The 25,547-nt window shown below is 70.6% G+C and carries 20 protein-coding genes and 2 pseudogenes; 16 read left to right on the top strand and 6 right to left on the bottom strand.

Annotation, left to right across the window (positions count from 1 at the left end):
* Positions 1–123: 123 nt before the first annotated feature.
* The 4 genes from ACWCPM_RS14095 to ACWCPM_RS14080 all read left to right on the top strand — a co-directional run bounded on the left by ACWCPM_RS14095 (position 124) and on the right by ACWCPM_RS14080 (position 6,867).
* Complete coding sequence (locus tag ACWCPM_RS14095; RefSeq protein ID WP_450976408.1) at positions 124–1,560, top strand: sulfatase family protein; 1,437 nt, start codon at positions 124–126, stop codon at positions 1,558–1,560.
* Between the two features lie 12 nt (positions 1,561–1,572).
* Positions 1,573–3,213 (top strand): alpha-amylase family glycosyl hydrolase, encoded by a 1,641-nt coding sequence (locus tag ACWCPM_RS14090; RefSeq protein WP_450976407.1) that lies wholly within the window; start codon positions 1,573–1,575, stop codon positions 3,211–3,213.
* Positions 3,214–3,223: 10 nt separating this feature from the next.
* Complete coding sequence (locus tag ACWCPM_RS14085) at positions 3,224–4,156, top strand: formylglycine-generating enzyme family protein (RefSeq protein WP_450976406.1); 933 nt, start codon at positions 3,224–3,226, stop codon at positions 4,154–4,156.
* A 161-nt stretch (positions 4,157–4,317) separates the two neighbouring features.
* Entirely contained in the window at positions 4,318–6,867 is a 2,550-nt protein-coding gene (locus ACWCPM_RS14080) for a beta-galactosidase (protein WP_450976405.1), read from the top strand.
* 99 nt (positions 6,868–6,966) lie between these two features.
* Here the strand turns inward: ACWCPM_RS14080 and ACWCPM_RS14075 are convergent, their stop codons facing one another.
* The 3 genes from ACWCPM_RS14075 to ACWCPM_RS14065 form a co-directional block, all read right to left on the bottom strand.
* The gene (locus ACWCPM_RS14075) at positions 6,967–8,331 is read right to left on the bottom strand and encodes a glycoside hydrolase family 18 protein (protein WP_450976404.1); all 1,365 of its coding nucleotides are present in this window, start codon (positions 8,329–8,331) and stop codon (positions 6,967–6,969) included.
* A 115-nt stretch (positions 8,332–8,446) separates the two neighbouring features.
* Positions 8,447–9,469: an endonuclease/exonuclease/phosphatase family protein gene (locus ACWCPM_RS14070; protein WP_450976403.1), complete on the bottom strand. Its 1,023-nt coding sequence runs from the start codon at positions 9,467–9,469 to the stop codon at positions 8,447–8,449.
* Between the two features lie 177 nt (positions 9,470–9,646).
* Entirely contained in the window at positions 9,647–10,714 is a 1,068-nt protein-coding gene (locus ACWCPM_RS14065) for a glycerophosphodiester phosphodiesterase family protein (protein WP_450976402.1), read from the bottom strand.
* 286 nt (positions 10,715–11,000) lie between these two features.
* On the opposite strand from ACWCPM_RS14065, the gene ACWCPM_RS14060 reads away from it, so the two are divergent.
* The 8 genes from ACWCPM_RS14060 to ACWCPM_RS14025 all read left to right on the top strand — a co-directional run bounded on the left by ACWCPM_RS14060 (position 11,001) and on the right by ACWCPM_RS14025 (position 20,812).
* On the top strand, positions 11,001–11,705 hold the full coding sequence (locus ACWCPM_RS14060; protein ID WP_450976401.1) for a nucleotidyltransferase domain-containing protein: 705 nt from the start codon (positions 11,001–11,003) through the stop codon (positions 11,703–11,705).
* A 60-nt stretch (positions 11,706–11,765) separates the two neighbouring features.
* Positions 11,766–12,275, top strand: a complete 510-nt coding sequence (locus tag ACWCPM_RS14055; RefSeq protein WP_450976400.1) for a hypothetical protein — start codon at positions 11,766–11,768, stop codon at positions 12,273–12,275.
* 275 nt (positions 12,276–12,550) lie between these two features.
* A complete protein-coding gene (locus tag ACWCPM_RS14050; protein WP_450976399.1) occupies positions 12,551–13,189 on the top strand; it encodes a hypothetical protein in 639 nt (212 codons plus the stop codon).
* Positions 13,190–13,717: 528 nt separating this feature from the next.
* Entirely contained in the window at positions 13,718–15,769 is a 2,052-nt protein-coding gene (gene fusA / locus ACWCPM_RS14045) for an elongation factor G (RefSeq protein ID WP_450976398.1), read from the top strand.
* A 475-nt stretch (positions 15,770–16,244) separates the two neighbouring features.
* Positions 16,245–17,561 carry an ABC transporter substrate-binding protein gene (locus ACWCPM_RS14040; protein ID WP_450976397.1) on the top strand — a complete coding sequence of 439 codons (1,317 nt, stop codon included), beginning with the start codon at positions 16,245–16,247 and terminating at the stop codon, positions 17,559–17,561.
* Between the two features lie 14 nt (positions 17,562–17,575).
* Positions 17,576–18,577 (top strand): carbohydrate ABC transporter permease, encoded by a 1,002-nt coding sequence (locus ACWCPM_RS14035; protein ID WP_450976396.1) that lies wholly within the window; start codon positions 17,576–17,578, stop codon positions 18,575–18,577.
* Between the two features lie 7 nt (positions 18,578–18,584).
* The gene (locus ACWCPM_RS14030) at positions 18,585–19,424 is read left to right on the top strand and encodes a carbohydrate ABC transporter permease (RefSeq protein ID WP_450976503.1); all 840 of its coding nucleotides are present in this window, start codon (positions 18,585–18,587) and stop codon (positions 19,422–19,424) included.
* Between the two features lie 29 nt (positions 19,425–19,453).
* Positions 19,454–20,812: a GH1 family beta-glucosidase gene (locus tag ACWCPM_RS14025; protein ID WP_450976395.1), complete on the top strand. Its 1,359-nt coding sequence runs from the start codon at positions 19,454–19,456 to the stop codon at positions 20,810–20,812.
* Positions 20,813–21,089: 277 nt separating this feature from the next.
* On the opposite strand, the gene ACWCPM_RS14020 is transcribed toward ACWCPM_RS14025, so the two are convergent.
* Positions 21,090–21,935 carry a hypothetical protein gene (locus tag ACWCPM_RS14020; RefSeq protein ID WP_450976394.1) on the bottom strand — a complete coding sequence of 282 codons (846 nt, stop codon included), beginning with the start codon at positions 21,933–21,935 and terminating at the stop codon, positions 21,090–21,092.
* Positions 21,936–22,060: 125 nt separating this feature from the next.
* Complete coding sequence (locus tag ACWCPM_RS14015; RefSeq protein ID WP_450976509.1) at positions 22,061–22,234, bottom strand: hypothetical protein; 174 nt, start codon at positions 22,232–22,234, stop codon at positions 22,061–22,063.
* Between ACWCPM_RS14015 and ACWCPM_RS14010 the strand changes: the two are divergent.
* A pseudogene (locus ACWCPM_RS14010) lies at positions 22,193–22,309 on the top strand (WXG100 family type VII secretion target); the annotation flags it as partial. The gene ACWCPM_RS14015 and the pseudogene ACWCPM_RS14010 sit on opposite strands and share 42 nt — an antisense overlap.
* Before the next feature lie 1,084 nt (positions 22,310–23,393).
* Here the strand turns inward: ACWCPM_RS14010 and ACWCPM_RS14005 are convergent.
* Positions 23,394–23,516 (bottom strand): annotated as a pseudogene (locus ACWCPM_RS14005) (AAA family ATPase); the annotation flags it as partial.
* A 266-nt stretch (positions 23,517–23,782) separates the two neighbouring features.
* Between ACWCPM_RS14005 and ACWCPM_RS14000 the strand changes: the two are divergent.
* From ACWCPM_RS14000 to ACWCPM_RS13990, 3 genes are all read left to right on the top strand, one after another.
* Entirely contained in the window at positions 23,783–24,496 is a 714-nt protein-coding gene (locus tag ACWCPM_RS14000) for a cysteine hydrolase (RefSeq protein ID WP_450976502.1), read from the top strand.
* A 223-nt stretch (positions 24,497–24,719) separates the two neighbouring features.
* The gene (gene cynS, locus ACWCPM_RS13995) at positions 24,720–25,190 is read left to right on the top strand and encodes a cyanase (RefSeq protein ID WP_450976393.1); all 471 of its coding nucleotides are present in this window, start codon (positions 24,720–24,722) and stop codon (positions 25,188–25,190) included.
* Between the two features lie 36 nt (positions 25,191–25,226).
* A partial coding sequence (locus ACWCPM_RS13990) for a cation:proton antiporter domain-containing protein (RefSeq protein ID WP_450976392.1) occupies positions 25,227–25,547 on the top strand: 321 nt, incomplete at its 3' end.

Below are 25,547 nucleotides of genomic sequence, written 5' to 3'. Positions count from 1 at the left end.
GTCCGCCGTTCGCGACGGCGGACGTGACCCCCGGCGTAGGCGTCGCCTCTCGCCGCGGTGCCACCCCGGCTCTCGCAACGGAACGTACGCTCTCACCCCCCCCCTCACCGGAGCCCACCGCCCATGACCACCGACCAGCGTCCGAACATCATCCTGTTCATGACCGACGACCACGCTCCCGCGGCCATCGGGGCCTACGGCAGCGTGATCAACGAGACGCCGTCGGTCGACCGCCTCGCCGCCGAGGGCACGGTCTTCGAGAACACCTTCTGCACCAACGCGATCTGCTCGCCCGCCCGCGCCACCCTCCTGACCGGCACCTACAGCCATGTCAACGGCATGACCTCGCTGGAGGGCCCGGACCACAGGTTCGACGCGAGGCAGCCCTCGTTCCCGAAGATGCTCCAGGAGGCGGGCTACCAGACCGCCATCGTCGGAAAATGGCACCTCGGCCACGGCGAGGGCCACGACCCCGAGGGCTTCGACCACTGGGAGATCCTGCCGGAACACGGCGTCTACCACGACCCCGAGTTCCTCACCGCCCACGGCAGGAAGACGTACCCGGGCTACGTCACCGACATCATCACCGACCTCGCGCTGAACTGGCTCGACAAGCGTGACCCCGACCAGCCCTTCTGCCTGCTGATCCAGCACAAGGCGCCGCACCGCCCGTTCGAGCCCGCCGAACGCCACCGGCACCTGTACGCGCACGAGGACATCCCCGCCCCGCCCACCCTCCACGACGACCTCGACGGCCGCGCCCCCGCCGCGCACGAGGCGCGGATGAGCATGGAGGACCTCGACGACCAGGACCTCAAAGGTGTGCCGGTGCCGCCCGGACTGTCACCGCGCGAGGAGCGCGAGTGGCGCTACCAGCACTACATCAAGGACTACCTCCGGGTGATCGCCGCCCTCGACGAGAACGTCGGCCGCGTGCTGCACTACCTCGACGTCGCCGGCCTGGCGGGCTCGACGGCCGTCACGTACACCTCGGACCACGGCTTCTTCCTCGGCGAGCACGGCTGGTTCGACAAGCGGTTCATGTACGAGGAGGGCATGCGTATCCCGCTGGTGATGCGCTGGCCCGGCGTCACCGAGGCCGGTTCCCGCCACGACGAACTGGTGGCCAACATCGACTACGCCCCCACCCTGCTGGACATGGCGGGCGTGGCACCTCCTTCCCGCATGCAGGGCCGGTCGCTCCTACCCCTGCTGAAGGGGGAGGACGGGCAGGAGTGGCGGGACGCCGTCTACTACCGCTACTACATGCATCTGGACGTCTGCCACAACGTCCAGGCCTGCTACGGCATCCGCACCCGCACACACAAGCTCATCCACTACCCGGGTCACGGGTCGGGGGCGGACGGTGCCAAGCAGGCGCCGCGCACGCCCGCCTGGGAGCTGTTCGACCTGACCCAGGACCCGCACGAGCTGCACAACCGCCACGACGACCCGCTGTATGCGGACATCGTCGAGGACCTCACGGCACAACTGGCCCAACTCCAGCGCCACTTCGGCGACACGCCGGAGGGCGTGCTGCCCGCGCCGACCGCCTCCTGAAGGGACGATCCCATGACGACGAACGGCTCCGGCCCCGACAACCGCCCGGCCACGGAGTGGCTGGCCGACGCGGTCCTCTACCAGATCTATCCGCAGAGCTTCGCCGACGCGGACGGCGACGGCATCGGTGACTTCGCCGGCATCGAGCAGCGGCTCGACCATCTCGCCTGGCTCGGTGTGAACACGGTCTGGCTCAACCCGTGCTTCGCCTCGCCGTTCCAGGACGCCGGCTACGACGTGTCCGACTACCTCACCGTCGCCCCCCGCTACGGCACCAACGACAGCCTGGCCAGGCTCGCCGACAGCGCCCGGCGCCGCGGTATCCGCCTCCTGCTCGACCTCGTGGCGGGCCACACCTCCGACCAGCACCCCTGGTTCAGGGCGTCCGCCGACGACACCTCCGACCACCGCTACATCTGGGCCGAGGGCGACACCGACCCGGGCGACGGATTCCAGCCCTCGCCCGGCACCCGGCGCGGCTGGTACAAGCCGAACTTCTTCCCCAGCCAGCCCGCCCTCAACTTCGGCTACGCGCGCACCCACCCGGACGAGCCCTGGCGGCAGCCCGTCGACGCCGAAGGACCGCGCGCCAACCGCCAGGCCCTGCGCGACATCATGGAGCACTGGATCGACCTGGGTCTGTCCGGATTCCGCGTCGACATGGCCGCGTCGCTCGTCAAGGACGACCCCGGCCACGCCGAGTCGGCCCGCCTCTGGCGCGACATGCGCGACTGGATGGACAAGAGGCATCCGCGGGCCGCGATGCTGTCCGAGTGGGGCGACCCGGCCGTCTCCGTGCCGGCCGGCTTCCACGCCGACTTCTTCCTGCAGTTCGGCGCCGAGGACGACGGCCTCAAACTGCGCTCCCTGTGGAACAACAACACCGGCACCGTCAGCGAGGGCTGGGCCCCGCTGGAGCCCTACTTCGGCGCCGACGGCGCGGGGTCCCTGGGGACCTTCCTCGACGGCTGGCGGACCGCCACCGCCGCGATCTCCGACGCCGGGCGCGGTGGCTTCGTCGCCCTGCCCACCGCCAACCACGACTTCTCCCGCCTCGCCTCCGGACCGCGCACCGCCGAGCAGCTCCCCGCGGCCTTCGCCTTCCAGCTGACCTGGCCGACCCTGCCTGCCGTGTACTACGGCGACGAGATCGGCATGCGCTACGTCCCCGGCCTGCCGGAGCACGAGGGCAGCGTCCTCGGCCCCCGCTACAACCGGGCCGGCTCGCGCACCCCGATGCAGTGGGACGACACCGCGAACGCCGGCTTCTCCACCGCCACCGCCGAACGCCTCTACCTCCCCGTGGACCCGGACCCCGCCCACCCCACCGTCGCCGCCCAGCGCGAGGACCCCGACTCCCTCCTGAACCTGGTGCGCCGCCTGATCGCCCTGCGCAAGTCGACGCCCGAGCTGGGCAGCGAGGCGGAGGTGCGGGTGCTGCACGAGGGGTACCCCTTCGTGTACGTGCGCGGCGGGCGGTACCTGATCGTCGTCAACCCCCGCCGTGAGCGGGCGGAGTTCACGCTGCCGGAAGGCGTCACCAGCGGCGCCACCCAGGCTGTCGAGGCAGCCGGAGCCGAGGTGAACGACGACGACCTGCTGACCGTCGCGGGCTTCGGGTACGGGATCTTCGATCTCCGCCCTGCCGAGTGAGGGCCGCCCGGTGAGCCACGACTCGGATCGCTCGGCCTGCTGCGCTCCGCGGCGGCCCCCGCAGTCACGCACGGCGGCGGCGACCGCGATCCGCGTCGAGCACGCTCCCGCCGCCGCCGTCCCGCACGGCGGCTGGCGGGAGCTGCCCGGCGGCTCCTTCCTCATGGGCAGCGACGACTCCCCGTACCCGGCGGACCGCGAGGGCCCGGTCCGCGAGGTGACGGTCGACGCCTTCACCATCGGCGCGACGGCCGTCACCACCACGGAGTTCGCCGCCTTCGCCGAGGCCACCGGCCACCGTACGGACGCCGAACGCTTCGGCTGGTCCTTCGTCTTCGGCGGCTTCCTCCCCGACGACTTCCCGCCGACCCGCGCGGCGGCCGACACCCCGTGGTGGCGGCAGGTCCACGGCGCCGACTGGCGCCACCCGGAAGGCCCCGCGTCCGTCCTCGACGGCCGCGGGGACCACCCGGTGGTCCACGTGTCGTACGACGACGCCCTCGCGTACTGCCGCTGGGCGGGGGCACGGCTGCCGTCCGAGGCCGAGTGGGAGTACGCCGCGCGTGGCGGACTGGAGGGCCGGCCGTACCCCTGGGGCGACGAACGCGACCCGGGCGGCGAGTACCGCATGAACATCTTCCGCGGCACGTTCCCCGGGCGGAACACCGCCGCCGACGGCTACCGCGCGACCTGCCCGGTGGACGCCTTCCCGCCGAACGCCCACGGCCTGTTCAACATGACCGGCAACGTGTGGGAGTGGTGCGCGGACCGGTTCGCCCCGGGCGCCCGCGTCCTCAAGGGCGGCTCGCACCTGTGCCACGAGTCGTACTGCCTCCGCTACCGCACATCGGCCCGCATGGGCAACACCCCGGACAGCTCCAGCGGGAACACGGGGTTCAGGGTGGTGCGCGCACCGGAGAGCCGCGAGAGGCGAGAACCCTGAGTCGAGCGGCCGTACGACGCCGCCGACCTCGGCCCGGACCGCACGGTCGCCGGCGAGCTCCCCTCGGTATGACCGTGGCGCGCCCTCGTAGTCGAGCGCGGCCCGGCACCGCGGACCACCGCCCGTCCGATACCCCCTGACGATCACCCGAGGACTCCTCCGTGAAGACACCCCCTTCAGACAACGCCCCGGCAGCGACGATTCCCGGCCACCCCGACACCCCCGGTCGGCCCGCGGACGGAGTGCGGCTGGAGCGGCGCCGACTCCTCGTCGACGGGGTCCCGCGGATCCTGATGGCAGGCGAGGTGCACTACTTCCGCCTCCACCGCCGCGACTGGGCGGACCGGCTCGACAAGCTCGTCGCCGCGGGATGCACCGCCGTCGCCGCCTACATGCCGTGGCTGATCCACGAGACCGCCTCCGGCGAGGTCGACCTGACCGGCGCCACCAGCGAGTACCGCGACCTGGTCGGCTTCCTCGACCTCGCCGCCGAACGCGACCTCCTGGTCATCGCCCGCCCCGGCCCGTTCATCATGGCCGAGCTCAAGAACGAGGGCATCCCGTTCCGCGTCTACCGCGAACACCCCGCCGCGATACCCCTCGGCTGGGACGGTGAGCGCGGCCCGACGCAGACGCTCGACTACCTCGAACCCGGCTACCTCGCCCAGGCCGAGCGCTGGTTCGGCGAGATCATTCCCGTTCTCGCCGACCGGCTGGTCACCCGCGGTGGACCTGTCGCCGCGGTGCAGCTCGACAACGAGGTCGGCATGCTCTCCTGGGTCACCAACACCCCCGAGCTGACCGACCGCACCCTCCAGGATCTGGCGTCCTGGGCGGTCGAGCAGTGGGGAGCCGACGACGCGCGGCAGCGCTACGGCGCCGACCCGCGCGACCCCGAGGCATGGGCGGCCCAGTGGCGCGCGGGAGGAACCCGGGGCGGCAGCGAGGCGCAGCAGCTGGCGCTCCACCACGACCTCGGCACCCACCACCGCGACCGCTACGCCCGGTACCTGCTGCGGCTGCGCGAGAGCGCCGTGCGGCACGGCATCCACGGTGTGCCGTTCCTCGTCAATCTGCACGGCACGTCCGAGGGGCGCGGCCGGACGTTCCCGATCGGCATCAGCCAGCTCTCCAAGGCGTACGCGGGCCTGCCGCAGACCACCTCGGGCTCCGACCACTACCTCGGCGAACTGACCGTCGAGAACGTCCCGGACCTGTACGTCATGAACGCGTTCATGGCCGCCGTCCACGACGCCGACCAGCCCCTGACCTCCCTCGAGTTCGAGTCCGGCACCGGCAACTACGTCGAGGACCTCAGCCGCGAGGCCAGTCCGGAGGCCACCGAGCTGAAGACGCGGCTGTGCGTCGCGCAGGGCAACCGGCTGATCAGCTACTACCTCTTCGCGGGCGGCCACAACCCGCCCCTCGACGAGCCCGTCGGGGACGGCAACGACCGGATCGCCTTCACCGGGGAGCGCCACGGATTCGCCGCCCCCGTCGACCCCGAGGGCCGGATCAGCCCCACCTATCCGGCGGTTCGCAACGTGGTCCGGGCCGTCCACGGCGCCGAGCACCTGCTGGCCGACATGGACGAGGAGCACGACGACGTCGTCCTCGGCTACGTCCAGGACCACTACCTCACCGAGTACTCGCACCCGGAAGCCGCCCGGCGGCGCGAGCTCGTCCAAGAGGTCGAGCGGTACCGGGGCATGGGCCCCCGCGACATCCTGGCCCGTGCCCTGCTGCTCGGAGGTCACTCCTTCGGGGCGGTCGACCTGTCCGCCGCCCCCACCTCGGCCGGCAGCGCCCTCGACCCGGCCGGACCGGCCGTGGCCCTTGCCACGCCGTCCGTCCTGGGCCGGGCCGTGCAGGAGCGCCTCGCCGCGTTCGTCCGGGCCGGCGGACGCCTGCTGCTGCACGGAGTGCTGCCCGTGCTGGACGACGACGGGACACCGTGCACGGTGCTCGCCGACGCCCTGGGCGTCGCCGTCACCGAGACCGTCGACGCCACGGTCCACTACTTCCCGTCCGTGCGCGCCGGCGACTGGGCCGGCCCGCAGCCCGAGGTCCGGGTCGGCGTCCTGCAACGCCTGCGCGCCACGGGAGAGACCGACGCGCAACCGCTCGTCCTCGACGTCGCCGACGGCTCGCCGGTCGCCTTCGAGGTACGCACGGAGGGCGGCGGCCACGCGATCGTCATGGCCTGCGACTACCCCTGCCACCTCGACTTCTGGCGCGCCGTGTGCGCCAGGCTCGGAGTGCGCCGGCGCCTGGTCGCGCACGGCGAGGCGCCCGGTCTCGTCGTCACCAGCACGGCGGACGCGACCGGCCAGCGCCTCCTCCACCTGGTCAACATCTCCCAGGTCCCGCAGAAGTTCACCCTGGACGTGGACGGCGTGCCGCTGGCCGGGGGAGCCGCGCTGGAGCTGCCGGTGCGCAGCGGGCGGATGCTGCCGCTCGACATCCGCCTGGACGGCGCCGTCCTGCGGTGGGCGACCGCCGAACTGGACGGCGCGGGCGACGGTTCCACGCTCCTGCTGCGCCGTGGCGAGGGCCCCGGCAGCGCCCTGCTGGAGACCGGCCGGGAGGTTCTCGTCGACGAGGGCGGCGGCGCCGAGGTGACGGAGGCGGAGAACGGCTGCCGACTCGTCACCTGGCCGGGCGGCGCGGACGGCGCACGGCTGCGGATCCGGCTCGGCCAGGGGCTCTGAGGTCCGCGACGGCGGCCGGAGCGGGCGGTCCGGCCTGATGGCTCACGCCCGGACCTCGGCACCTGTGTCAGGTGCCGAGGTCCGTCATCCGACCGTGGATCAGCGGCCGTTGAGGCCCTTGTCCACCGCCGCCGTCAGCTCGCCGTCGGCCGTGTCGCCGTCCATCGACCAGAACATCGCGCCGCCCAGACCGAGCTTGCGGATGTACGAGGCCTTGGTCTTCAGGACCTTCGGGTCGTCGTACGTCCACAGCGTCGTGCCGTCGAAGAGCCACGCGCTGCCGTTCCAGCGGTCGCGGTGCACGGTGTACGCGCCGGAGGAGGCCAGACCCTTGAGGACCTTGTAGTCCTCGTAGCCGTCCGCGTACGTGGCCTTCGCCGGACCGGTGGCCGGCTGGCCGAGGCCGTCGCCGCCACCGCTCACCCCGGTCCAGCCCTGCCCGTAGAACGGCATGCCGACCACCAGCTTGCGGGGCTGGGCGCCCCTGCGCACCCAGTCCCGGACCGTCCGGTCCACGCTGAAGTCGCCCGGCGCGAACAGGGCCGACTGCTGGGCCGTCGTGGGCTGGCCCGACACGTGGTAGTCGTACCCCTGGAGGTTCACGAAGTCGAAGTCCCGCATGATGCGCGGGATGTCGAACCCGGCGTCGATCGCGCCCGGAGCGGCCGGTACGAACGCCGTCAGTTCGTAGTGCCTGGCCTTCTTGCCGCGCGGTGCCTGGCTCTTGGCGTACGCGTCGAGCTGGGTGCGGAACTCGTGCACGAGGGCGGTGAAGTTCCGCTTGTCCTCGGGCCGGTAGACCGTGTCCGTGTCACCCGGCGAACCGGGCCACTCCCAGTCCAGGTCCACGCCGTCGAACAGCCCGGCCGCCGAGCCCGCGCCACCGCGCGCGCCGTCGACCGGCAGGTTGCCCTTGATGTACAGGTCGATGCAGGAGGACACGAACTTCTTGCGCGAGGCCGGGGTCAGCGCGGCGTCGGAGAAGTGGGTGGACCAGCTCCAGCCGCCCAGCGAGATCAGCACCTTGAGGCCGGGATGTTTCGCCTTGAGCTCACGCAGCTGGTTGAAGTTGCCGGCGAGCTGCTGCGTGTCGGTGTCGGCGACGCCGTCCACGGAGTTCGCGGCGTCGAGGGGGCGCGCGTAGTCGGCCCAGGCGTCGGCCTCGCCCGGCACGTTCCCGGTGAAGCACTCGCCTTCGGCGTTCACGTTGCCGAAGGCGTAGTTGATGTGCGTCAGCCTGGCCGCCTGACCGCTCGTGTCCAGGTCCTTGACCTGGAAGTCGCGGCCGTACACGCCCCACTGCGTGAAGTAGCCCACCCGCTTGCCGTGCTTACCGTGCTTGCCGTGCTGGGAGGTCGCGGAGTGCGACTCCCCGGCGACGGCTGTTCCGGCCGCCGGGGCGAGGACGGCGAGCAGCGACAGGGAGCAGGTGGCAACGGCCAGTCTTCTCAGGGTTCTTAACATGGGTGGGAACGTATTGGTATGGACCATTGCCGTCAATGGTTTCGCGGCGCGGAGTGCTTCGGCGAGGGTCCAGTCGCCGGCCTGCCGGGTGGTAGCCCCTGTCGGACGGCCGGTCCTAGGTGCCTGTGCCGTCCCGCTCGTCATCCAACGCGATCCGGGCCAGCACCGGAAGGTGGTCGCTTCCCGTCGCGGGGAGGGTCCGGACGTCCGTCACCGTGCCGCCCCGCGTCATCACCTGGTCGATCCTGGCGACGGGGAACACGGTGGGCCAGCTGAACTCGAAGTCCTCGTCCGCGAAGCGCAGCCGGGACGTCAGCGGGTCCAGGCCGCGGTCCCGCGTCGTGCCGTTGAGGTCGCCCGCGACGATCACCGTGTCCGTCCTCTCGGCGGCGACCCTCTCTCCCAGCAGCCGCGCGCTCTCGTCGCGCCACCGGGTGTCGAATCCGGCGGCCGGCCTGATCCGCACCGAGGGCAGATGCGCCACGTACACGGCGACCGCGTGCTCCGGTCCGAACCGGACGACGGCGCGCAGCCCCCGGTTCCAGTCGCCCGGGACCTCCTCGGGCCGGATGTCCGCCGCGCCCCCGTCCGTCAGCAGGTACCGCGACCACAGGCCGACCGTCCCGACCACGACGTGATGCGGGTAACGGCTCCTGAACGCCGCCTCGTAGTCGGGGAGCGCTTCCTCCGTGAGTTCCTGGAGCGCCAGCAGATCAGGTCCGGCCTCGACGAGCGAGCGTGCCGTGGCCGCCGGGTCCTCGTTCACGTCGCTGACGTTGTGCTGCACCACCGCCAGGTCGTGGTCGCCGGGTTCCCGGGGTGCCCACGACGGGCCGAACTGGGCGATCCAGACCACGGCGGCCGCGACCCCGGCCGTGAGCCCGCTCGCCGACCGGCGCAGGGCGGCCACGGCGAGCAGCGGCGCTACCGGCACGCCGAGCCAGGGCAGGAAGTTCTCGGTCAGGCCGCCCACATTGCCCGGCGTGCTCGGCACGAGCGACGGGAAGAGCAGCGGGAGGGCGACCAGCAGGCCCAGGGTCGCCGTGACGCGGCCGCGTGTCCAGGTGGTCCGCCCGTCCTCGTCACGCCCCCGCCAGGGCCGTCGTCGGAACAGGTCCCCGCACGGACGCGCGGCCACGGACACCCCCGAAGTGCTGTACGCCCCGCCGGGCCCACCCCTGTGATCACCGGCCGTCCGCCGGTGACGATACGCCGTCGCGGGCCGGGACGACCGCCCGGCCCGCGCGAGGGTGCCCCGGGTCAGCGGGGCCGTCACGGGCCGGACGTCCGCCGGCCCGTCCACGGGCGACCCGCGTCAGTGGCGCGGGAAGTGCGGCTTCGGCAGCCGCATCCCGCGGTCCGCCATCAGCTCGCGGACGCGGTTCGGGTAGTTCGTGATGATGCCGTCGACGCCCATGTCCATGAGCGCCGCCACGGTCGCCGGGTCGTCGCAGGTCCACGGGACGACCTTCAGGCCCCGGGCGTGCGCGTCGCGGATCATCGTGGAGTCGGGGTAGAAGCGGAAGCCGGGGTCGCCGATCTTGCCGTTCTGCGGGAAGCCGTAGTTGGGGGAGAGGGCCTTGACACCCGGGACGGTCGCGGCGGCCTTCACGAAGTCGCCGTCGTAGTCGTCGGCGTCGATCCCGCCCAGCCAGGGCGAGGCGCCGTCCTTGCCGACCTGGAGGAAGTCGTAGTTGGTCAGCGCCACCAGCGGCCAGCGCGGCGCCAGCTTGTGCATCGCCTTCAGCGCGCCCCAGTCGAAGGACTGGATGCTGACCTGGCGCTCCAGGCCGGAGGCGCGGATCTCCTCGAACACCCGGCGCACGAACAGCTCACGCGGCGCGGTCTGCTCGGGCGCGCCCGCCTCGACCTTCGTCTCGATGTTGAGGGTGACGTCCTTGGCCTTGTAGCGCTTGACCAGGTTCAGCACGTCCCGGAGTTCGGCCATCCGGGCGCCCGCGATCTGCTCCTGCTCGGGGTGGCCGGGCAGCTGCTGGAAGCCGCAGTCCATGGTCTTGATCTGCGCCAGCGTCAGGTCCTTGATGTACTTCCCGACGTACGGGTACTGCGCGTCGCCCGGCACGACCGGTGCCGTGTCCTTGCACTTCTGCGCGCTGACCTGCCGGTCGTGCGTGACGACGACCTTGTGGTCCTTGGTGACCTGGGTGTCCAGCTCCAGGGTGGAGACGCCCAGCCGCAGCGCCTTGCCGAACCCCTCCAGCGTGCTCTCGGTCGTCATGCCGAGGCCGCCGCGGTGGGCCTGGAGGTCGAAGCGCGCCTTGTGGGACGACGCGTGCGGGGCGTCCGTCGTCGCCTGGGCGGCGGTCGGGGCGGCCAGCACCGGCAGCAGGGCCAGGCCGACAAGGGCATGTCGTGCGGACATCGGAACCTCACTCGTGAAAATCGGGGTGATCGTGAAGACCGTTCAGGTCACCGGGATCGGGGTGATCCGGACGGTCGACTCCTGGACGCTAGTTCGAGACCGGGCGCGCTCGAAGGCGTGAATGTGATGCGGCTGTGAACGCTGGAGGAACCCGAGGGGCGTGCCGGAAGGGGCCGGTGGGCGGAAAAGGGCAGGCCGTCAGTGCCGTGCACACGGCATCATGACGGTCCGCCGCCGTCCTCGCCACCGAAACGAAGGGCGAGCGATCCGAGACCGGGGGACTTCCGTGACCGTTACCAACATCCTGCTGTCCGGCGTCGTCGGCTCGACGGCGTACGGCCTCGCCCGCGAGGGCTCCGACGTGGACCGGCTCGGCATGTTCGCCGCCCCCACCGAGACCCTGCACGGCCTGCACGGCCCGAAGGAGACCCACGTCACCACCGCACCCGACCACACCCTGCACGAGGCGGCGAAGTGGTGCCGGCTCGCGCTCGGCGGAAACCCGACCGTCATGGAACTGGTCTGGCTGCCGGAGGAGTTGTACGAGGTGAGGACCCCTCTCGGTGAGGAGCTGATCGGTATCCGGTCGACCCTTCTGTGCGCCGGCCGGGTCCGTGACGCGTATCTCGGGTACGCCACACAGCAGTTCCGCAAGCTCCAGAACCGCGCCGGTGATCCGGGCATCCGCACGCGCACCGCCAAGCACGCCCGGCACCTCAAGCGGCTGTGCACCCAGGGCTACGAGTTGTACGCCACCGGCCGGCTGACCGTCCGGGTCGAGGACCCCGAGAGCTACCACGCCTTCGGCGAGCGGGCCGCCGCCGACCCGTCGTCCGCGCTGCCGCTGCTGCGCCACTTCGAGGAAGCCTTCGACGCGACGCCCGGCGTCCTGCCCGAACAGCCCGATGAGAGGGCAGCCGAGGCATGGCTACGACGGGTCCGGCAGCAGTTCTACACGCCGGACCAAGCCCTACTGGTGTTCCATCCATAGATCGTGATCTTGCTGGTGGTGACTGGGCGCGACGTCTGTCACCAGCCCTACACTCCGGCCATGCCGAACCAGCCCTGGTCCGCAGGTTCCACTGAGGAGCAGCTGTCGATCATCGATGCCTTGATTGCTCTGCCGTTCCCCGAACAGGAAGGCCAGTCGGAGACGCAACACGGACGGAGCGGGGCCGGGTATCACATCGCTGCTCTCCGGCGGAGCCGGGACTTCTGGGACGTTCCTGATCTGGAGACGGTCACGGCAGCCGAGGTGGAGTTGGAGGCAGACCTCACCGCACTGGTCACGGTGCTGGCCGGACGTTGGGGTAGTCCGACGGTGGTCGATCTGTGGCCGTACCTGGGGCTCGACAACCCGGACTGCCCAGACATCGAGGCGCCCGAGCCCCTGGTCTCCCTGTGCAACCTTGCTGGGAGCATGCAGATGTGGCAGGTGCCGTCCACTGGCCGCTGGCTCGGACTCATCGTCGGCCAAGGGGATCGAGAGTTCCCCATCGAACTGCTTGCCGCGGTCGGCGAGGCCGCCACGCTTTCCGAAGTGAGCCGCGGGACTGCCTGACCCGTCATGCGCCTCGCCGTCCTTGACGGACTGTAAGCAAACCAAGGCAGTGACAGGTCACCCGCCCGTGTCGGTGACACATGTGGCGATCCCCATCACGTGGGGGACCCATGACGGCGTCACTCCGCCCCGGTGCGTCACGACTGCATCACAAACTCTGTTTTGGCTGGTCAGAAGGCCTACAGTCGCAGACTCCTGGATCTTGATCCATTTTCCCGACCGGCCGGGGGCCGGCGCTTGAGCGAGCGGAACAACAGCGAATGGCACGCGGCAGGATGACACGACGTCATGGGTGGGCGATGGTGGCGCTGCTGTGCGCGGTTGCGGCGTCGACGTCCGCCTGTACGGCCGCGGCCGAAAAGCCGGCGGCGAGGCAGACGACCGAGGCCGAGAACAAGGCCACAGCGTCCACGCCGTCCTGTGCGGGCGGGACCTTCCGGTGGACCTCGGTGCACCGGGAGTGGCGACTGACCGAAGTCTCGCCGGTCGTGGAAGTCCGAAAGAGCGACGACTGGGTCACGTTTCACCCGGGGCTCGTCCGCAACATAGTGCCCCAGGTCAGCATGAGCGACGACCGCGTATCACGGCACCAGGCTCTCGCCGCGCTCGCCAAGCACCTCAAGTGGTGGGACGTCGAGGAACTGGCGACTCCGGGGGAGGAATCCGCCGACCGTCGGCGCCACCCCGTCAAGGTTGACTCCCTCGGGCACGGGGGGCGTTTCGTCCAGGCCGAGGGAGTGCGGGTCGTCGATGCGAGCTTCACCGTGAGCTGTCCCGGCCGCGACGTCTACGGCAGCGTGACCACCTGGTCGGGCGATGTCGGTGCGTCCCTGGCCTGTGGGGTGAACCCCAAGACCACGGAACCCTGGATCCAGGAGGCGTACCGGTTGACGTGCGGTCCCCTCAGACCGTGACGAGACCCGCTCACGCCCGGAGCGTACTGCTCGAAGCGCACGACATCGTCACCGCACCGGCGACCGCCGCACCGGCGACCACCCCACCCGCTGCCGTCGCGCCCCTCCGGGCACCCGTCCTCGCGCAGGGCAACGAACCGGAAAGCAAGATCAGGATTACGTGCTGATGGTCTGTAAGCCCTAGGACCGGACCGACCCCGGATCCGAAAATGCCGTGCGGTCGGCGAACCGTTCTCCTTACACTCGCGTCGTTGTCGTCAAGCGAGTCGAGTGAGGGGGGACGGGCCATGCGTGATCGTGCCGCTGTCGTCGTTCCCCGCTCCCGCTACGAGGTGATCCTCGTGTCCTCGGCCTTCCGGTGCCCGCTGCGCGGCCGGCACCGGAAGGCCGTGACGAACATCTGAGCGCAGGCGCACGAGCGTACGAGTATCCGCATCACCCCGACGCCTCGCGCACGCACGCCGCTTCACGTCACGTCCGGACATCGCGCCGCCCACGCACACACATCACCCCGAAAGGCCAAGGGCCGTGCGCACCGCACTCGACCGACACCTCACCGCCGTCCGCAACCTGGGCATCCTCGCCCACGTCGACGCCGGCAAGACCACCCTCACCGAACGCGTCCTCTACGCCACCGGCACCACCCACCGTCGCGGTGAGGTCCACGACGGCACCACCGTCACCGACTTCGACCCCCAGGAACGCGATCGGGGCATCACCATCTTCGCCGCGGCCGTCTCCTGCGCCTGGGACGGGCACCGGATCAACCTGATCGACACCCCCGGGCACGTCGACTTCGCCGACGAGGTGGAACGTTCCCTGCGGGTGCTGGACGGGGCGGTCGCCGTGTTCGACGCCGTCGCCGGTGTCGAACCGCAGAGCGAGTCCGTCTGGAGGCAGGCCGACCGGTACGGCGTACCGAGGATCGCGTTCGTCAACAAGCTGGACCGGGCGGGTGCCGACCTCGACGCGGCCGTGGCCTCGATCCGCGACCGGCTGCACCCGGCCCCGCTGGTCGTGCAACTGCCCATCGGCAGCGAGGACGGCTTCACCGGCGTCGTCGACCTGCTCCGGATGCGGGCGCTGATCTGGGCCGACGGCGACGGGACCGCCGTGCCGCAACCCGTGCCGCCGGACCTGCTGGACGAGGCCCGGCGACGGCGACGGCTCCTGGAGGAAGCGGTCGCCGAACTGCACCCGCAGGCACTGGAGGAGTTCTGCTCCGGAGCGGAGCTGTCGGAGGAGACGCTCGCGGCGGCCCTGCGGGACCTCACCCGCAGCGGCGACGGTGTCGTCGTCCTGTGCGGCTCGGCGTACCGCAACCGCGGCATCGAGCCGCTGCTCGACGCGGTCGTGGCGTATCTGCCGTCGCCGCTGGACGTGCCCGCGGTGCGCGGCACCGGCGGCGAGGAACGCCCGGCCGATCCGGGGGCACCCCTCGCGGCGCTGGCGTTCAAGGTCAGCGCGACGCCGACGGGACGTCTGACGTATGTCCGGCTGTACTCGGGGACGATGGAGAAGGGGGACACCGTGTGGGAGTCGGGCACCCGGCGCACCGAGCGGATCGGGCGGATCCTGCGGGTGCAGGCCGACCGGCACGCGCAGGTGGACCGGGCCGTCGCGGGCGACATCGTGGCCGTGGTCGGGCTGAAGTCCGCCCGCGCCGGGTCGACCCTGTGCGCGCCGGACGCGCCGCTCGTCCTGGAGCCGCCGAGCGTGGCCGAACCGGTCGTCACCGTGGCCGTCGAGGCCCGTACGTCCACCGACACCGACCGGCTGGCCACGGCACTCGCCCGGCTGGCCGAGGAGGACCCGTCGCTGGTCGCGCGGACCGATCCCGAGACCGGGCAGACCGTGCTGTCCGGCATGGGCGAACTGCACCTGGAGGTGGCGGTGGAGAAGCTGCGGCGCGGCCACGGGCTGGACGTCAACGTCGGCAGGCCCCGGGTCACGTACCGCGAGACGGTGGTGCGCGGTGTGGCCGGGCATGTCCACCGGCACGTCAAACAGGACGGCGGCGCGGGCCAGTTCGCCCATGTCGTCCTGGACGTCGAGCCGCTGGAGAGCGGGTTCGAGTTCCGCTCGGCGGTCGTCGGCGGGCGCGTACCGCAGGAGTACGTGCGCGCCGTCGAGGCCGGCTGCCGGGACGCCCTGGCCGACGGGCCGCTCGGCGGGCATCCGGTGACCGGGGTGCGGGTGACGCTGACCGACGGGGCGACCCATGTGAAGGACTCGTCCGAGATGGCGTTCCGGACGGCCGGCCGGGCCGGTCTGCAAGGCGCGCTGCGCGTCTGCGGGATGGCCCTGCTGGAGCCGGTCGTCGAGGTCACGGTCACCGTGCCCGAGGAGGCCGTGGGCGGTGTCCTCGGTGACCTCGCCGCGCGGCGCGGCCGGGTCTCCGGTTCGCAAGGCCGGGCGGGTTCGGCGGTCGTCACCGCCACCGTGCCGCTGGCCGAACTGTTCGGCTACGCGACCCGGTTGCGCAGCCGCACCCAGGGCCGCGGCACCTTCACCGCCCGGCCCACCGGCTACGCGCCGGCACCGGCGACCGTGACGGCCACCGCGACGGCCGCCCGGTAGCGCCGAGGGCGGCCCCGCCTGCGCGAGCGGCGCGGGGCGGGGCCGCCGCCGGCGCGCGGTCACGCGACGGGCACCACCGCCGTCATGACGACGGTGGTGCCCGTGCCCGGGGTCCCAAGGTCGGGAGACGGCGCCGACGGCCAAGGGGCGTACAGGAGTTGGGCGCTCCCCGGGGTCCGCGGCCGGCCGAGACCCAACCGTTGCACAACGCCGCCTCGACGGGTGCCGTCGCAGGTCCGGACCATCGTCCCAGGTCATCGGGGCGCGCCCGTCGTTCACGGTCCCCGGGTGCGCCCCGCGTCCGGTGGGCCCCGTCAAGAGCCGCTGCCGGACATCTTGACGCGCTCTTCTCCTGAGGTTTAACTCACGTCCTAAATTAAGCCCTGAGGGGCTTCGGGGCGTGAACGCGAACGGGCGTCGTGCGCCTCCGGGCCGTCCTCGGACTTCTCGACTCCCGGAAGGGACACCAGGAGCCATGCGCAGCATCCGAGCCGCGGCCGTAGGCGCCGTCACCCTGTCTCTCGCTCTGACCGCCTCGGCCTGCGGAGGCGGTTCCGCCTCGGGCGGCGGGTCCAACGACTCGCCCAAGACGCTGACCTACTGGGCCTCCAACCAGGGCGCCAGCGTCGAGGTCGACAAGGAGGTCCTCCAGCCCGAGCTCGACAAGTTCGAGAAGCAGACCGGCATCAAGGTGAAGCTGGAGGTCGTGCCCTGGTCCGACCTGCTCAACCGCATCCTCACCGCCACCACCTCCGGTCAGGGCCCGGACGTGCTCAACATCGGCAACACCTGGAGCGCCTCCCTCCAGGCCACCGGCGCGCTGCTGCCCTGGGACGCGAAGAACCTCGACAAGATCGGCGGCAAGGACCGCTTCGTCGACTCCGCCCTCGGCTCGACCGGCGCCCAGGGCCAGGACCCGGCCGCCGTACCGCTGTACTCGATGGCGTACGCGCTCTACTACAACAAGAAGATGTTCGCCGACGCGGGCATCTCGCAGCCCCCGGCCACCTGGGACGAGCTGGTCGCGACCGGCAAGAAGATCGCCAAGGACGGCAAGTGGGGCCTCGGCGCCGAGGGTTCCAACCTGTCGAACAACATCCACCAGGTCTTCGTCCTCGGCAAGCAGCACGACGCCGACTTCTTCACCGCCGACGGCAAGCCCGACTTCACCTCCGACGGCGCGGTCGCGGCCGTCAAGCAGTACGTCGACATGATGGCCAAGGACAAGATCATCGCGCCGGGCAACGCCGAGTACGCGCAGAACCAGTCACTGAGCGACTTCGCCAAGGGCAAGACGGCGATGGTCCTGTGGCAGACCGCCTCGGCCACCTTCGCGTCGATGGGCATGAAGGAGGACGAGTGGGGCGTGGCGCCGGCCCCCGTCCAGTCCGGTGCGCCCGGTACCGGCGCGAGCACCAACTCCATGGTCGCCGGCATCAACATGGCGGTGTTCAAGAACTCCGACAACCTCGACGGCGCCACCGAGTTCGTGAAGTTCATGACCAGCGACGCCGAGCAGAAGATCCTCAACAAGGCGTACGGCTCCATCCCGCCGGTCAAGGCGGCCCAGTCCGACGCGGCGTTCAACGCCCCCGCCACGGCCGTCCTGCGCGAGACCCTGGCGAACAGCGCCACCGCGCTGCCCCAGGTCCCGGACGAGTCCCAGTTCGAGACCGTCGTCGGCACGGCGGTCAAGGAACTGTTCGCCGACGCGGCGGCCGGCCGCACGGTGACCGATGAGTCGGTGAAGGCGGCTCTCACCAAGGCCCAGCAGCAGATGCCGACGAAGTGAGCCCGGACACCCCCATGACCACCACCACCGCCCCCGCGGGGCCCGGTGAGCGGACGGTCGGCAAGACCTCCCCCGGTGCGGCGCGCGGCCCCCGCCGCCGCACCGGGCGGATCCGCCGGATCGGCCTGCCCTACCTGCTGCTGCTCCCCGCGCTGGCCCTCGAACTCCTCGTCCACCTGGTGCCGATGGTCATCGGCATCGTGATGAGCTTCAAGGAACTGACCCAGTTCTACATCCGGGACTGGAGCCTCGCCCCGTGGACCGGCGTCGACAACTACCGCATGTCGGTGGACTTCGACGCCCCCGTCGGCCAGGCGCTGCTCGACTCGTTCCTCATCACCTGCGCCTTCACCGTCCTGTCCGTCGGGCTGTGCTGGTTCATCGGCACGGCCGCCGCGATCTGCATGCAGGACGCGTTCCGCGGACGCGGCCTGCTGCGCGCCCTGTTCCTTATCCCCTACGCGCTGCCCGTCTACGCCGCCGTCATCACCTGGGCGTTCATGTTCCAGCACGACAACGGCCTGGTGAACCACGTCCTGCACGACCAGTTGGGCCTCACCGACAAGCCCTCCTTCTGGCTGATCGGCGACAACAGCTTCATCGCCCTGCTCGTCGTCTCCGTCTGGAAGGGCTGGCCGTTCGCCTTCCTGATCGTCATGGCGGGCCTGCAGAACATCCCCAGGGACCTGTACGAGGCGGCGGCCCTGGACGGCGCCGGCGTGTGGCAGCAGATCCGCCGCATCACCCTGCCCTCGCTGCGCCCGGTCAACCAGGTGCTGATCCTGGTCCTCTTCCTGTGGACCTTCAACGACTTCAACACGCCGTACGTCCTGTTCGGCAAGGCGGCCCCGGCGGCGGCCGACCTCATCTCCATCCACATCTACCAGTCGTCGTTCGTCACCTGGAACTTCGGCACCGGCTCGGCCATGTCCGTGCTGCTGCTCCTCTTCCTGCTCGTGGTGACGGGCGTGTACCTGCTGCTGACGTCACGCGGCCGGAGGTCCACCCATGCCTAGGTCCCCGATGGCGGCGCCCCGCTCCTTCCTGTGGACCCGCCGGATCTTCCTGACCCTGCTCACCGGCTTCGTCCTGCTGCCGGTGTACGTGATGCTCTCCAGCTCCCTGAAGCCGCTCCAGGACGTCACCGGCACGTTCCGCTGGCTGCCCAGCGAGCTGACCTTCCGCCCGTACGTCGACATCTGGTCCACGGTCCCGCTCGCGCGGTACTTCGTGAACTCCCTCATCGTGGCGGGCGCGGCCACGGTCTGCTCGGTGGTGATCGCGGTCTTCGCCGCCTACGCCGTCAGCCGCTACGACTTCCCCGGCAAGCGCGTCTTCTCGGTCACCGTGCTCTCGACGCAGATGTTCCCCGGCATCCTGTTCCTGCTGCCGCTGTTCCTCATCTACGTCAACATCGGCAACGCCACCGGAATCGCCCTGTTCGGCTCCCGGGGCGGCCTGATCCTCACCTACCTCACCTTCTCCCTGCCGTTCTCGATCTGGATGCTGATCGGGTACTTCGACTCGGTCCCGCGCGACCTGGACGAGGCGGCGCTGGTCGACGGCTGCGGCCCGCTGCGCGCCCTGTTCCAGGTCGTCGTGCCGGCCGCGATCCCCGGCATCGTCGCGGTCGCCGTCTACGCCTTCATGACCGCGTGGGGCGAGGTGCTGTTCGCGTCGGTGATGACCAACGAGACCACCCGCACCCTGGCGGTCGGCCTCCAGGGCTACTCCACGCTCAACGACGTCTACTGGAACCAGATCATGGCAGCCTCGCTCGTGGTGAGCGTCCCCGTGGTCGCGGGCTTCCTGCTGCTCCAGCGCTATCTCGTCGCCGGACTGACGGCCGGGGCCGTCAAGTGACCGACGCATCCGCATCCGAAGGGACCTCCGTGACCATCGACCTCGCCGCACTCCCGCACGACTTCCTGTGGGGCACGGCCACCTCGGCGTACCAGATCGAGGGAGCCGTGGCGGAGGACGGCCGCTCGCCGTCGATCTGGGACACGTTCTCGCACACCCCCGGCAAGATCGCGGGCGACGACCACGGCGACGTGGCCTGCGACCACTACCACCGCTGGCGTGAGGACATCGGCCTGATGCGCCGGCTGGGCACCAACGCCTACCGGCTGTCGATCGCCTGGCCGCGCGTCGTCCCCGGCGGCGACGGCCCGGTGAACCCCAAGGGCCTGGCCTTCTACGACGAACTGGTCGACGGTCTGCTGGAGGCGGGCATCACCCCCTCCGTCACCCTCTACCACTGGGACCTGCCCCAGGCGCTCCAGGACCGCGGCGGCTGGCCGGAGCGCGAGACCGCCGAGCACTTCGCGGCGTACGCGGCCGTGGTGGCCGAGCGCCTCGGCGACCGCGTGTCCCACTGGGCGACGCTCAACGAGCCCCTGTGCTCCGCCTGGATCGGCCACCTGGAAGGCAAGATGGCCCCCGGCTGGACCGACCTGACCGCGGCGGTCCGCGCCTCCTACCACCTGCTCCTCGCCCACGGCCTGGGCATGCAGGCGATCAGGTCGGCGGCCCCGCGCGCCCAGGTCGGCATCGTCAACAACCTCTCCACGATCCACGCCGCGACCGACCGGCCCGAGGACCTGGACGCGGCCCGCCGCATGGACGGCCACACCAACCGCTGGTGGCTGGACCCGGTGCACGGCCGGGGCTTCCCCCAGGACATGCGCGAGGTCTACGGCGTCGAACTCCCCGAGCAGCCCGGCGACATGGCGGCCATCGGGGCCGAGCTGGACTGGCTGGGCCTGAACTACTACTTCCCGCAGACGGTCGCCGACGACCCCACCGCCCCCGCCCCCCAGGTGCGCGCCGTCCGGCGCGACGGCGTCCCGCGCACCGGCATGGACTGGGAGATCGACGCGAGCGGCATCGAGGAACTGCTGCTGCGCCTCACGGAGGAGTACGGCCCGCGCAAGCTGTACGTCACGGAGAACGGCTCCTCCTTCCCGGACATGGTCCGCCCCGACGGCACGATCGACGACCCGGAGCGCCAGGCGTACCTGACCCAGCACCTGGCGGCGTGCGCCTCGGCCGCCCGCAAGGGGGCACCGCTGGCCGGGTACTTCGCCTGGTCGCTGCTGGACAACTTCGAGTGGGCCTACGGCTACGACAAGCGCTTCGGGCTGGTCCACGTCGACTACGCCACGCAGGTCCGCACCATCAAGGGCTCGGGCCACCGCTACGCGGAGATCGTCCGCGACCACCGGGGCCGGGAGCGCGAGGCGGCGTAAGGCCCCGCCGGGCCGAGGGACCCCGTGGTGGGCGCGGCCGCGGGAGTCCGCGCCCACCACGGCTGAACGGCTGTGCGGCCGTACGGCCGCAGTGGACGTGGGACGACTTCGACCGCCTTCAGCGCAGCGTGCAGGGGGTCAGGCCGGGCTCCCGCAGGGTCGTAGCCGAAGCCCCACGCGAAGTGGGGCGGACGCTCCTAGTGGCCGGTCCCAGCGGTCTGCCGTGTGGCATGTGCCCGACCGGCACCTTCGAGTGAGCTGCGTACACCATGATTGCTCAAGTGGATGACGGGGGAGTCGGCATCGCGGAGCGGTTCATCTCGTCGTGGCGCTCCTGTATGCGCGCGATGACACGCTCCCGTCCCAGCCTCTTGGCCTGGCGGAGCTTGGCTTCGGCAGCGAACAGGGGGATCCAGAACAACCAGCCCCACAGGCTGAAGTCCAGGACGCCGCCCCATACCAATGCCTTGTTCACACCGAACGATGCGACGAACGTCAGCACATACGCTCCGACCCGGTGTGCGAGGAGCAGCCGTAGCGGCGCGTTACGGGCCCCTTGCAGGAGCTCTACAGCCGCGGCAAGTTCAGCGGCCTGGAGGTCCTCTCCTGGGTCCTGGCCGGAGTCCCCGCGAGCGGCTTGCCGCAGCGCGTCGGTGACCAGGACGCTCTGCTCCGCTGTGGCTGCCTGCTCAGCCTGCCCACGAGCAGCGGCTACGCTCAGATCGTCCCAATAGCCTCGTCCGGCCCAGCCGGTGACAGCATCGACGCGCTCGCGTTCAGCTGAACCAGGAGGAGCCAACTCTTCGATTTTCTCTTGCAGAGCCACCGCACGGCGCGCCCGACCTGGGTATTCGAAAGCGTCCGAGCGAAGGCACAGCTCCAGATACGACACCAGGAGCCCGAGATCGTCCCCGGCCAATGCGAGGCCCTTGCGATACGCGGCCTCAGCCTCACGATCGTGGTCCTCCTCGTCCTCCGCGGCGTGTGCCTGTCCGAGCCAGCGGAAGAGAACCGGATCCGGTCCGAGTTCCTCCAGCCCCGCTTCAGCCGCTGCTCTCACAGCCGCGTAGCCACCCACCGCGAAGAGCTCCGAGCACCGCTCCACATACCGCTGCCGTTCCACTTTTCCACCCCAGTCGTCCGATGAAGCACCATCCGACGTGGACAACCGCGCTGTCAATCACTGCTTGATCACAACGACGGTTCACTTACGTGCAACCGTCACAACGCCTCCTCGACATGCCTGTGTCAGAAGTCGTCGAGTGCGGAAGCCCGGCCGACCGCGGCGAACAGGATGAATGGCAGCTCCTTGTCGGTGCGCGCCGACAGCACGCCCTCGTCCGCGAGGACCGGCAGCAGCCTCCGCAGGTACTCGGTCGCCGCTCGGCCCAGGACCTCCAGGCGGCCCAGAAGTGGCTGCACGAGTGCGCGACCAAGAGCCACATCAACTATGCGGCAGCGCACCAGGCCGTGCTGCGCGGCTGGGGGGCCGGCTGATGGGGACACCAACGCCGGGCCAGAACGGCACCATCGACGTCAAGCCGACCGACCTCCACCGCGTCTCCTGCGGTGTGGCGAGCCAGCAGACGGTGATGGAGAGAGGTGCCAAGAGTCTCCTCGACGATCTGCAGAAGTACCCGGACGCCGGCGGCTACGGCACCTCGCCCCAGGCGTTCGCCACGTCGTACGTCAAGGTCGGCAACCGCTTCCTCGAGGTGTGGGCCAAGAGCGTCGTCAGCATCGGGGGAGCGGCGGTCGGCTTCACCTCGACGGCCAACACCTACGCGAAGGCGGAAGCGGCCAACGACCCCACGGGGAAGGCGAAGCCGGTCGTCCAGCCGTTGCCGAAGGTCATCGAGAAGCCGCCCGCCTACGGCTCCGTGCCGAATGAGGTGGGGCGACGACGGCGGCGGCGACGACTTCGTCCGCCGGATCATCGAGTGGGTGCCCGAGCCGGTCCGGGAGGTGCTGAGGCCCGTGGTGGTGAAGCACGCCTTCCGAATGGGCAAGGTCGCCGAGGTCCATCCGTTCCCCCAGCAGCACTACCTGAACTCGCTGTCCAAGGCGTGGATGGCGACGACCACCTCGCTCTCCATGGCGGAGAGCGGGCTGACCGGGAACGTCGGCAGCATCACGCAGCAGACCCACAGCGAGTGGTACGACACGATGCGCCAGTTCTGCAGTTCGCTGTGGGGCACGACGGCATGGGGCCAGCGCCGCGAGAACTACGAGTGGAAACACGACAGCTCCTCCTCGCAGACCGCCACCCACCCCGCGATGACCGTGCTGTTCGACACGGCTCAGAAAGTCGGCGATCTCCTCTACGAGTTCGCCGAGGCGGCCGTCCACCTCAATCGCGAGGTGTGGGACGTCTACATCGAGGCCGTGCGCGACGCGATCCCCAAGGTCGAGGTCGACCTCAAGGACGGCGTCGGCATGGACGACGTCAAGGGCCTGCTCAAAGGCGTCGCCAAGGGCGCGAGCCAGCTGGGCCAGGGCATCGTCCTGAACATGGACACCGCCAAGCTGAACTCGATCGTCACCGCCTACAACCGGCGGGTCGACGCGCTCGTCCCGCACGCAGGGCGAGCAGCCCCAGGAGGCGGACCGTCCCGTACGAGGCATCGGCGAGCGGGGTCAGGCGGCGCAGCCCGCTCTCGCGCAGCACGACGGTCAGCTGGTCGGTCGACCCGCCGACTTCCTTCGACAGGCGAGAAGGTCATCCCGGCTCCGGAGGCAGGGCGCCCCATCGCGGGCCCACCGCGAAGGGTATGGGGGGCGCGGCGTGTGATCACAACGACCAGGATCCCCCTCGCGTCGGACCCTGGTCCGCCTCGGTCGCGGTTGCGGCCCTGTCACAGATCCAGGCGCTATCTGGTCAACCCCCTAAAATGGGCAAATCGCGACAGATCGATTTCTGTATCTGCAAGCAGTTGCTCTTGCAGCTTCGAGCTACCAAGGAGTCCACGCATGGCGTCCACCCCGGCCGACCCCTACGCGGAGCCCTCCGCGCCCGGGCTTCCGGACAGCGGCTTCCGTCTCGACCTCTCACGCACGGCTCTCGTCGTCACCGACCCGCAGATCGACTTCCTCAGCCCGGCCGGTGCCACCTGGGAGGTCTTCGGCGCCAGCATCACCGACAACGGCACCGTTTCCCATATCGGGCAACTGCTCGAAGCCGCGAAGGCCGCTGACATCACCGTGGCCATCTCGCCGCACTACTATTACCCGTCCGACGACGCCTGGCAGTTCGGCGGGCCGCTGGAGCAGTTCATGCACCAGGTGGGCATGTTCAAACGCCGGAGCCCTCTCGCTCTCGACGGCTTCGCGGACTCCGGAGCCGACTTCCTGCCCGCCTACCGGGAGCACATACTCGACGGCAGGACCGTCATCACCTCGCCGCACAAGATCTTCGGGCCCGAGTCGAACGACCTCGTGCTTCAGCTGCGCAAGCACGGAGTCTCACAGGTCGTCCTGGCCGGCATGGCCGCCAATCTGTGTGTCGAGAGCCATCTGCGCGAACTCATCGAGCAGGGCTTCGAAGTGGCCGTCGTGCGTGACGCCACAGCCGGAGCACGGCTTCCCGAAGGCGACGGGTACCTCTCCGCGCTCATCAACTACCGCTACCTGGCCAGTGCGACGTGGACAACGGCGGAAGCCGTCGCGGCGCTGCGCGAACGCTGACCGGCGGCCCGCGCGTCGGCTGAGGACAGCCTGCGGACGCACGGCCGGATCTTCGACGTCGCCACCGGAACCGTCGAAGAACCCGACACCGGCACGCACCCGCCCCCGCGGCCTGCCCCATCTCTTCACTCCGTCCCCGGCCCGGCCTGACCGCATCCCTGGAACCACTTCTTCCCGACCCCTGCAACCTCAGGGGACGGACCGGCTGAAAGGAACCATTCCCATGGGGCACGCTCAGTTCGACGGCAACGTCCGTCAGCAGCTCGCGATCGCCGCAGTCGCGGCCAAGACCCGCAAGGACCTCACCTGGCAGCAGATCGCGGACGCCGCCGGCCTCTCGGTCGCGTTCGTCACCGCCGCCGTCCTCGGCCAGCACGCCCTGCCGGAGAAGTCGGCCACGGCCGTCGCCGAGCTCCTCGGCCTGGACAACGACGCGGCGATGCTGCTGCGCACCATTCCCACCCGCGGCTCGATCGAGGGCGGTATCCCCACCGACCCCACGATCTACCGCTTCTACGAGATCCTCCAGGTCTACGGCACCACGCTCAAGGCCCTGGTCCACGAGGAGTTCGGCGACGGCATCATCTCCGCGATCAACTTCAAGATCGACGTGAAGAAGGTCGCCGACCCCGAGGGCGGCGAGCGCGCCGTGATCACCCTGGACGGAAAGTACCTGCCCTACAAGCCCTTCTGAGAGGCCGCGCAGACACGCGTGGTGGCTGGAGTCCCGATGGGCTACGACAACCTTCTGATCGTGCTGGCCGTAGCGGCCGGTGTGCCGCTTGTGCTCGCCACCGTCCCCCGGCTTCCCCTCCCCGGTGCGGTGCTCGAAATCCTGGCGGGCATCGTCCTCGGCCCGGCCGTGCTGCACGTCGTCGCGGCGGACAACGCTGTCGAGTTGCTGTCGGTCATCGGCCTGGGCTTCCTGTTGTTCCTCGCCGGTCTGGAGATCGATGTCCAGCAGCTCCGCGGGCCCCGCGCGCGGCTGATCGGCACCGGCCTTCTCGCCTCGGCCGCCCTCGCGGCTGCGGTCGGCTGGCTGATGCACATC

Source organism: Streptomyces sp. NPDC002309 (genome assembly GCF_053593375.1).
The sequence above is the reverse complement of the archived record's forward strand: the minus strand, read 5'-3'. Positions and strand labels throughout refer to the sequence as shown.

Excerpts from the sequence above, each read along its gene's own strand:
- ACWCPM_RS14095 (WP_450976408.1), top strand. The coding sequence starts at position 124 with ATGACCACCGACCAGCGTCCGAACATCATCCTGTTCATGACCGACGAC.
- ACWCPM_RS14090 (WP_450976407.1), top strand. The coding sequence starts at position 1,573 with ATGACGACGAACGGCTCCGGCCCCGACAACCGCCCGGCCACGGAGTGG.
- ACWCPM_RS14075 (WP_450976404.1), bottom strand. The coding sequence starts at position 8,331 with ATGTTAAGAACCCTGAGAAGACTGGCCGTTGCCACCTGCTCCCTGTCG.
- ACWCPM_RS14065 (WP_450976402.1), bottom strand. The coding sequence starts at position 10,714 with ATGTCCGCACGACATGCCCTTGTCGGCCTGGCCCTGCTGCCGGTGCTG.
- ACWCPM_RS14055 (WP_450976400.1), top strand. The coding sequence starts at position 11,766 with ATGCCGAACCAGCCCTGGTCCGCAGGTTCCACTGAGGAGCAGCTGTCG.
- ACWCPM_RS14050 (WP_450976399.1), top strand. The coding sequence starts at position 12,551 with ATGACACGACGTCATGGGTGGGCGATGGTGGCGCTGCTGTGCGCGGTT.
- ACWCPM_RS14040 (WP_450976397.1), top strand. The coding sequence starts at position 16,245 with ATGCGCAGCATCCGAGCCGCGGCCGTAGGCGCCGTCACCCTGTCTCTC.
- ACWCPM_RS14035 (WP_450976396.1), top strand. The coding sequence starts at position 17,576 with ATGACCACCACCACCGCCCCCGCGGGGCCCGGTGAGCGGACGGTCGGC.
- ACWCPM_RS14030 (WP_450976503.1), top strand. The coding sequence starts at position 18,585 with ATGGCGGCGCCCCGCTCCTTCCTGTGGACCCGCCGGATCTTCCTGACC.
- ACWCPM_RS14000 (WP_450976502.1), top strand. The coding sequence starts at position 23,783 with ATGGCGTCCACCCCGGCCGACCCCTACGCGGAGCCCTCCGCGCCCGGG.
- cynS (WP_450976393.1), top strand. The coding sequence starts at position 24,720 with ATGGGGCACGCTCAGTTCGACGGCAACGTCCGTCAGCAGCTCGCGATC.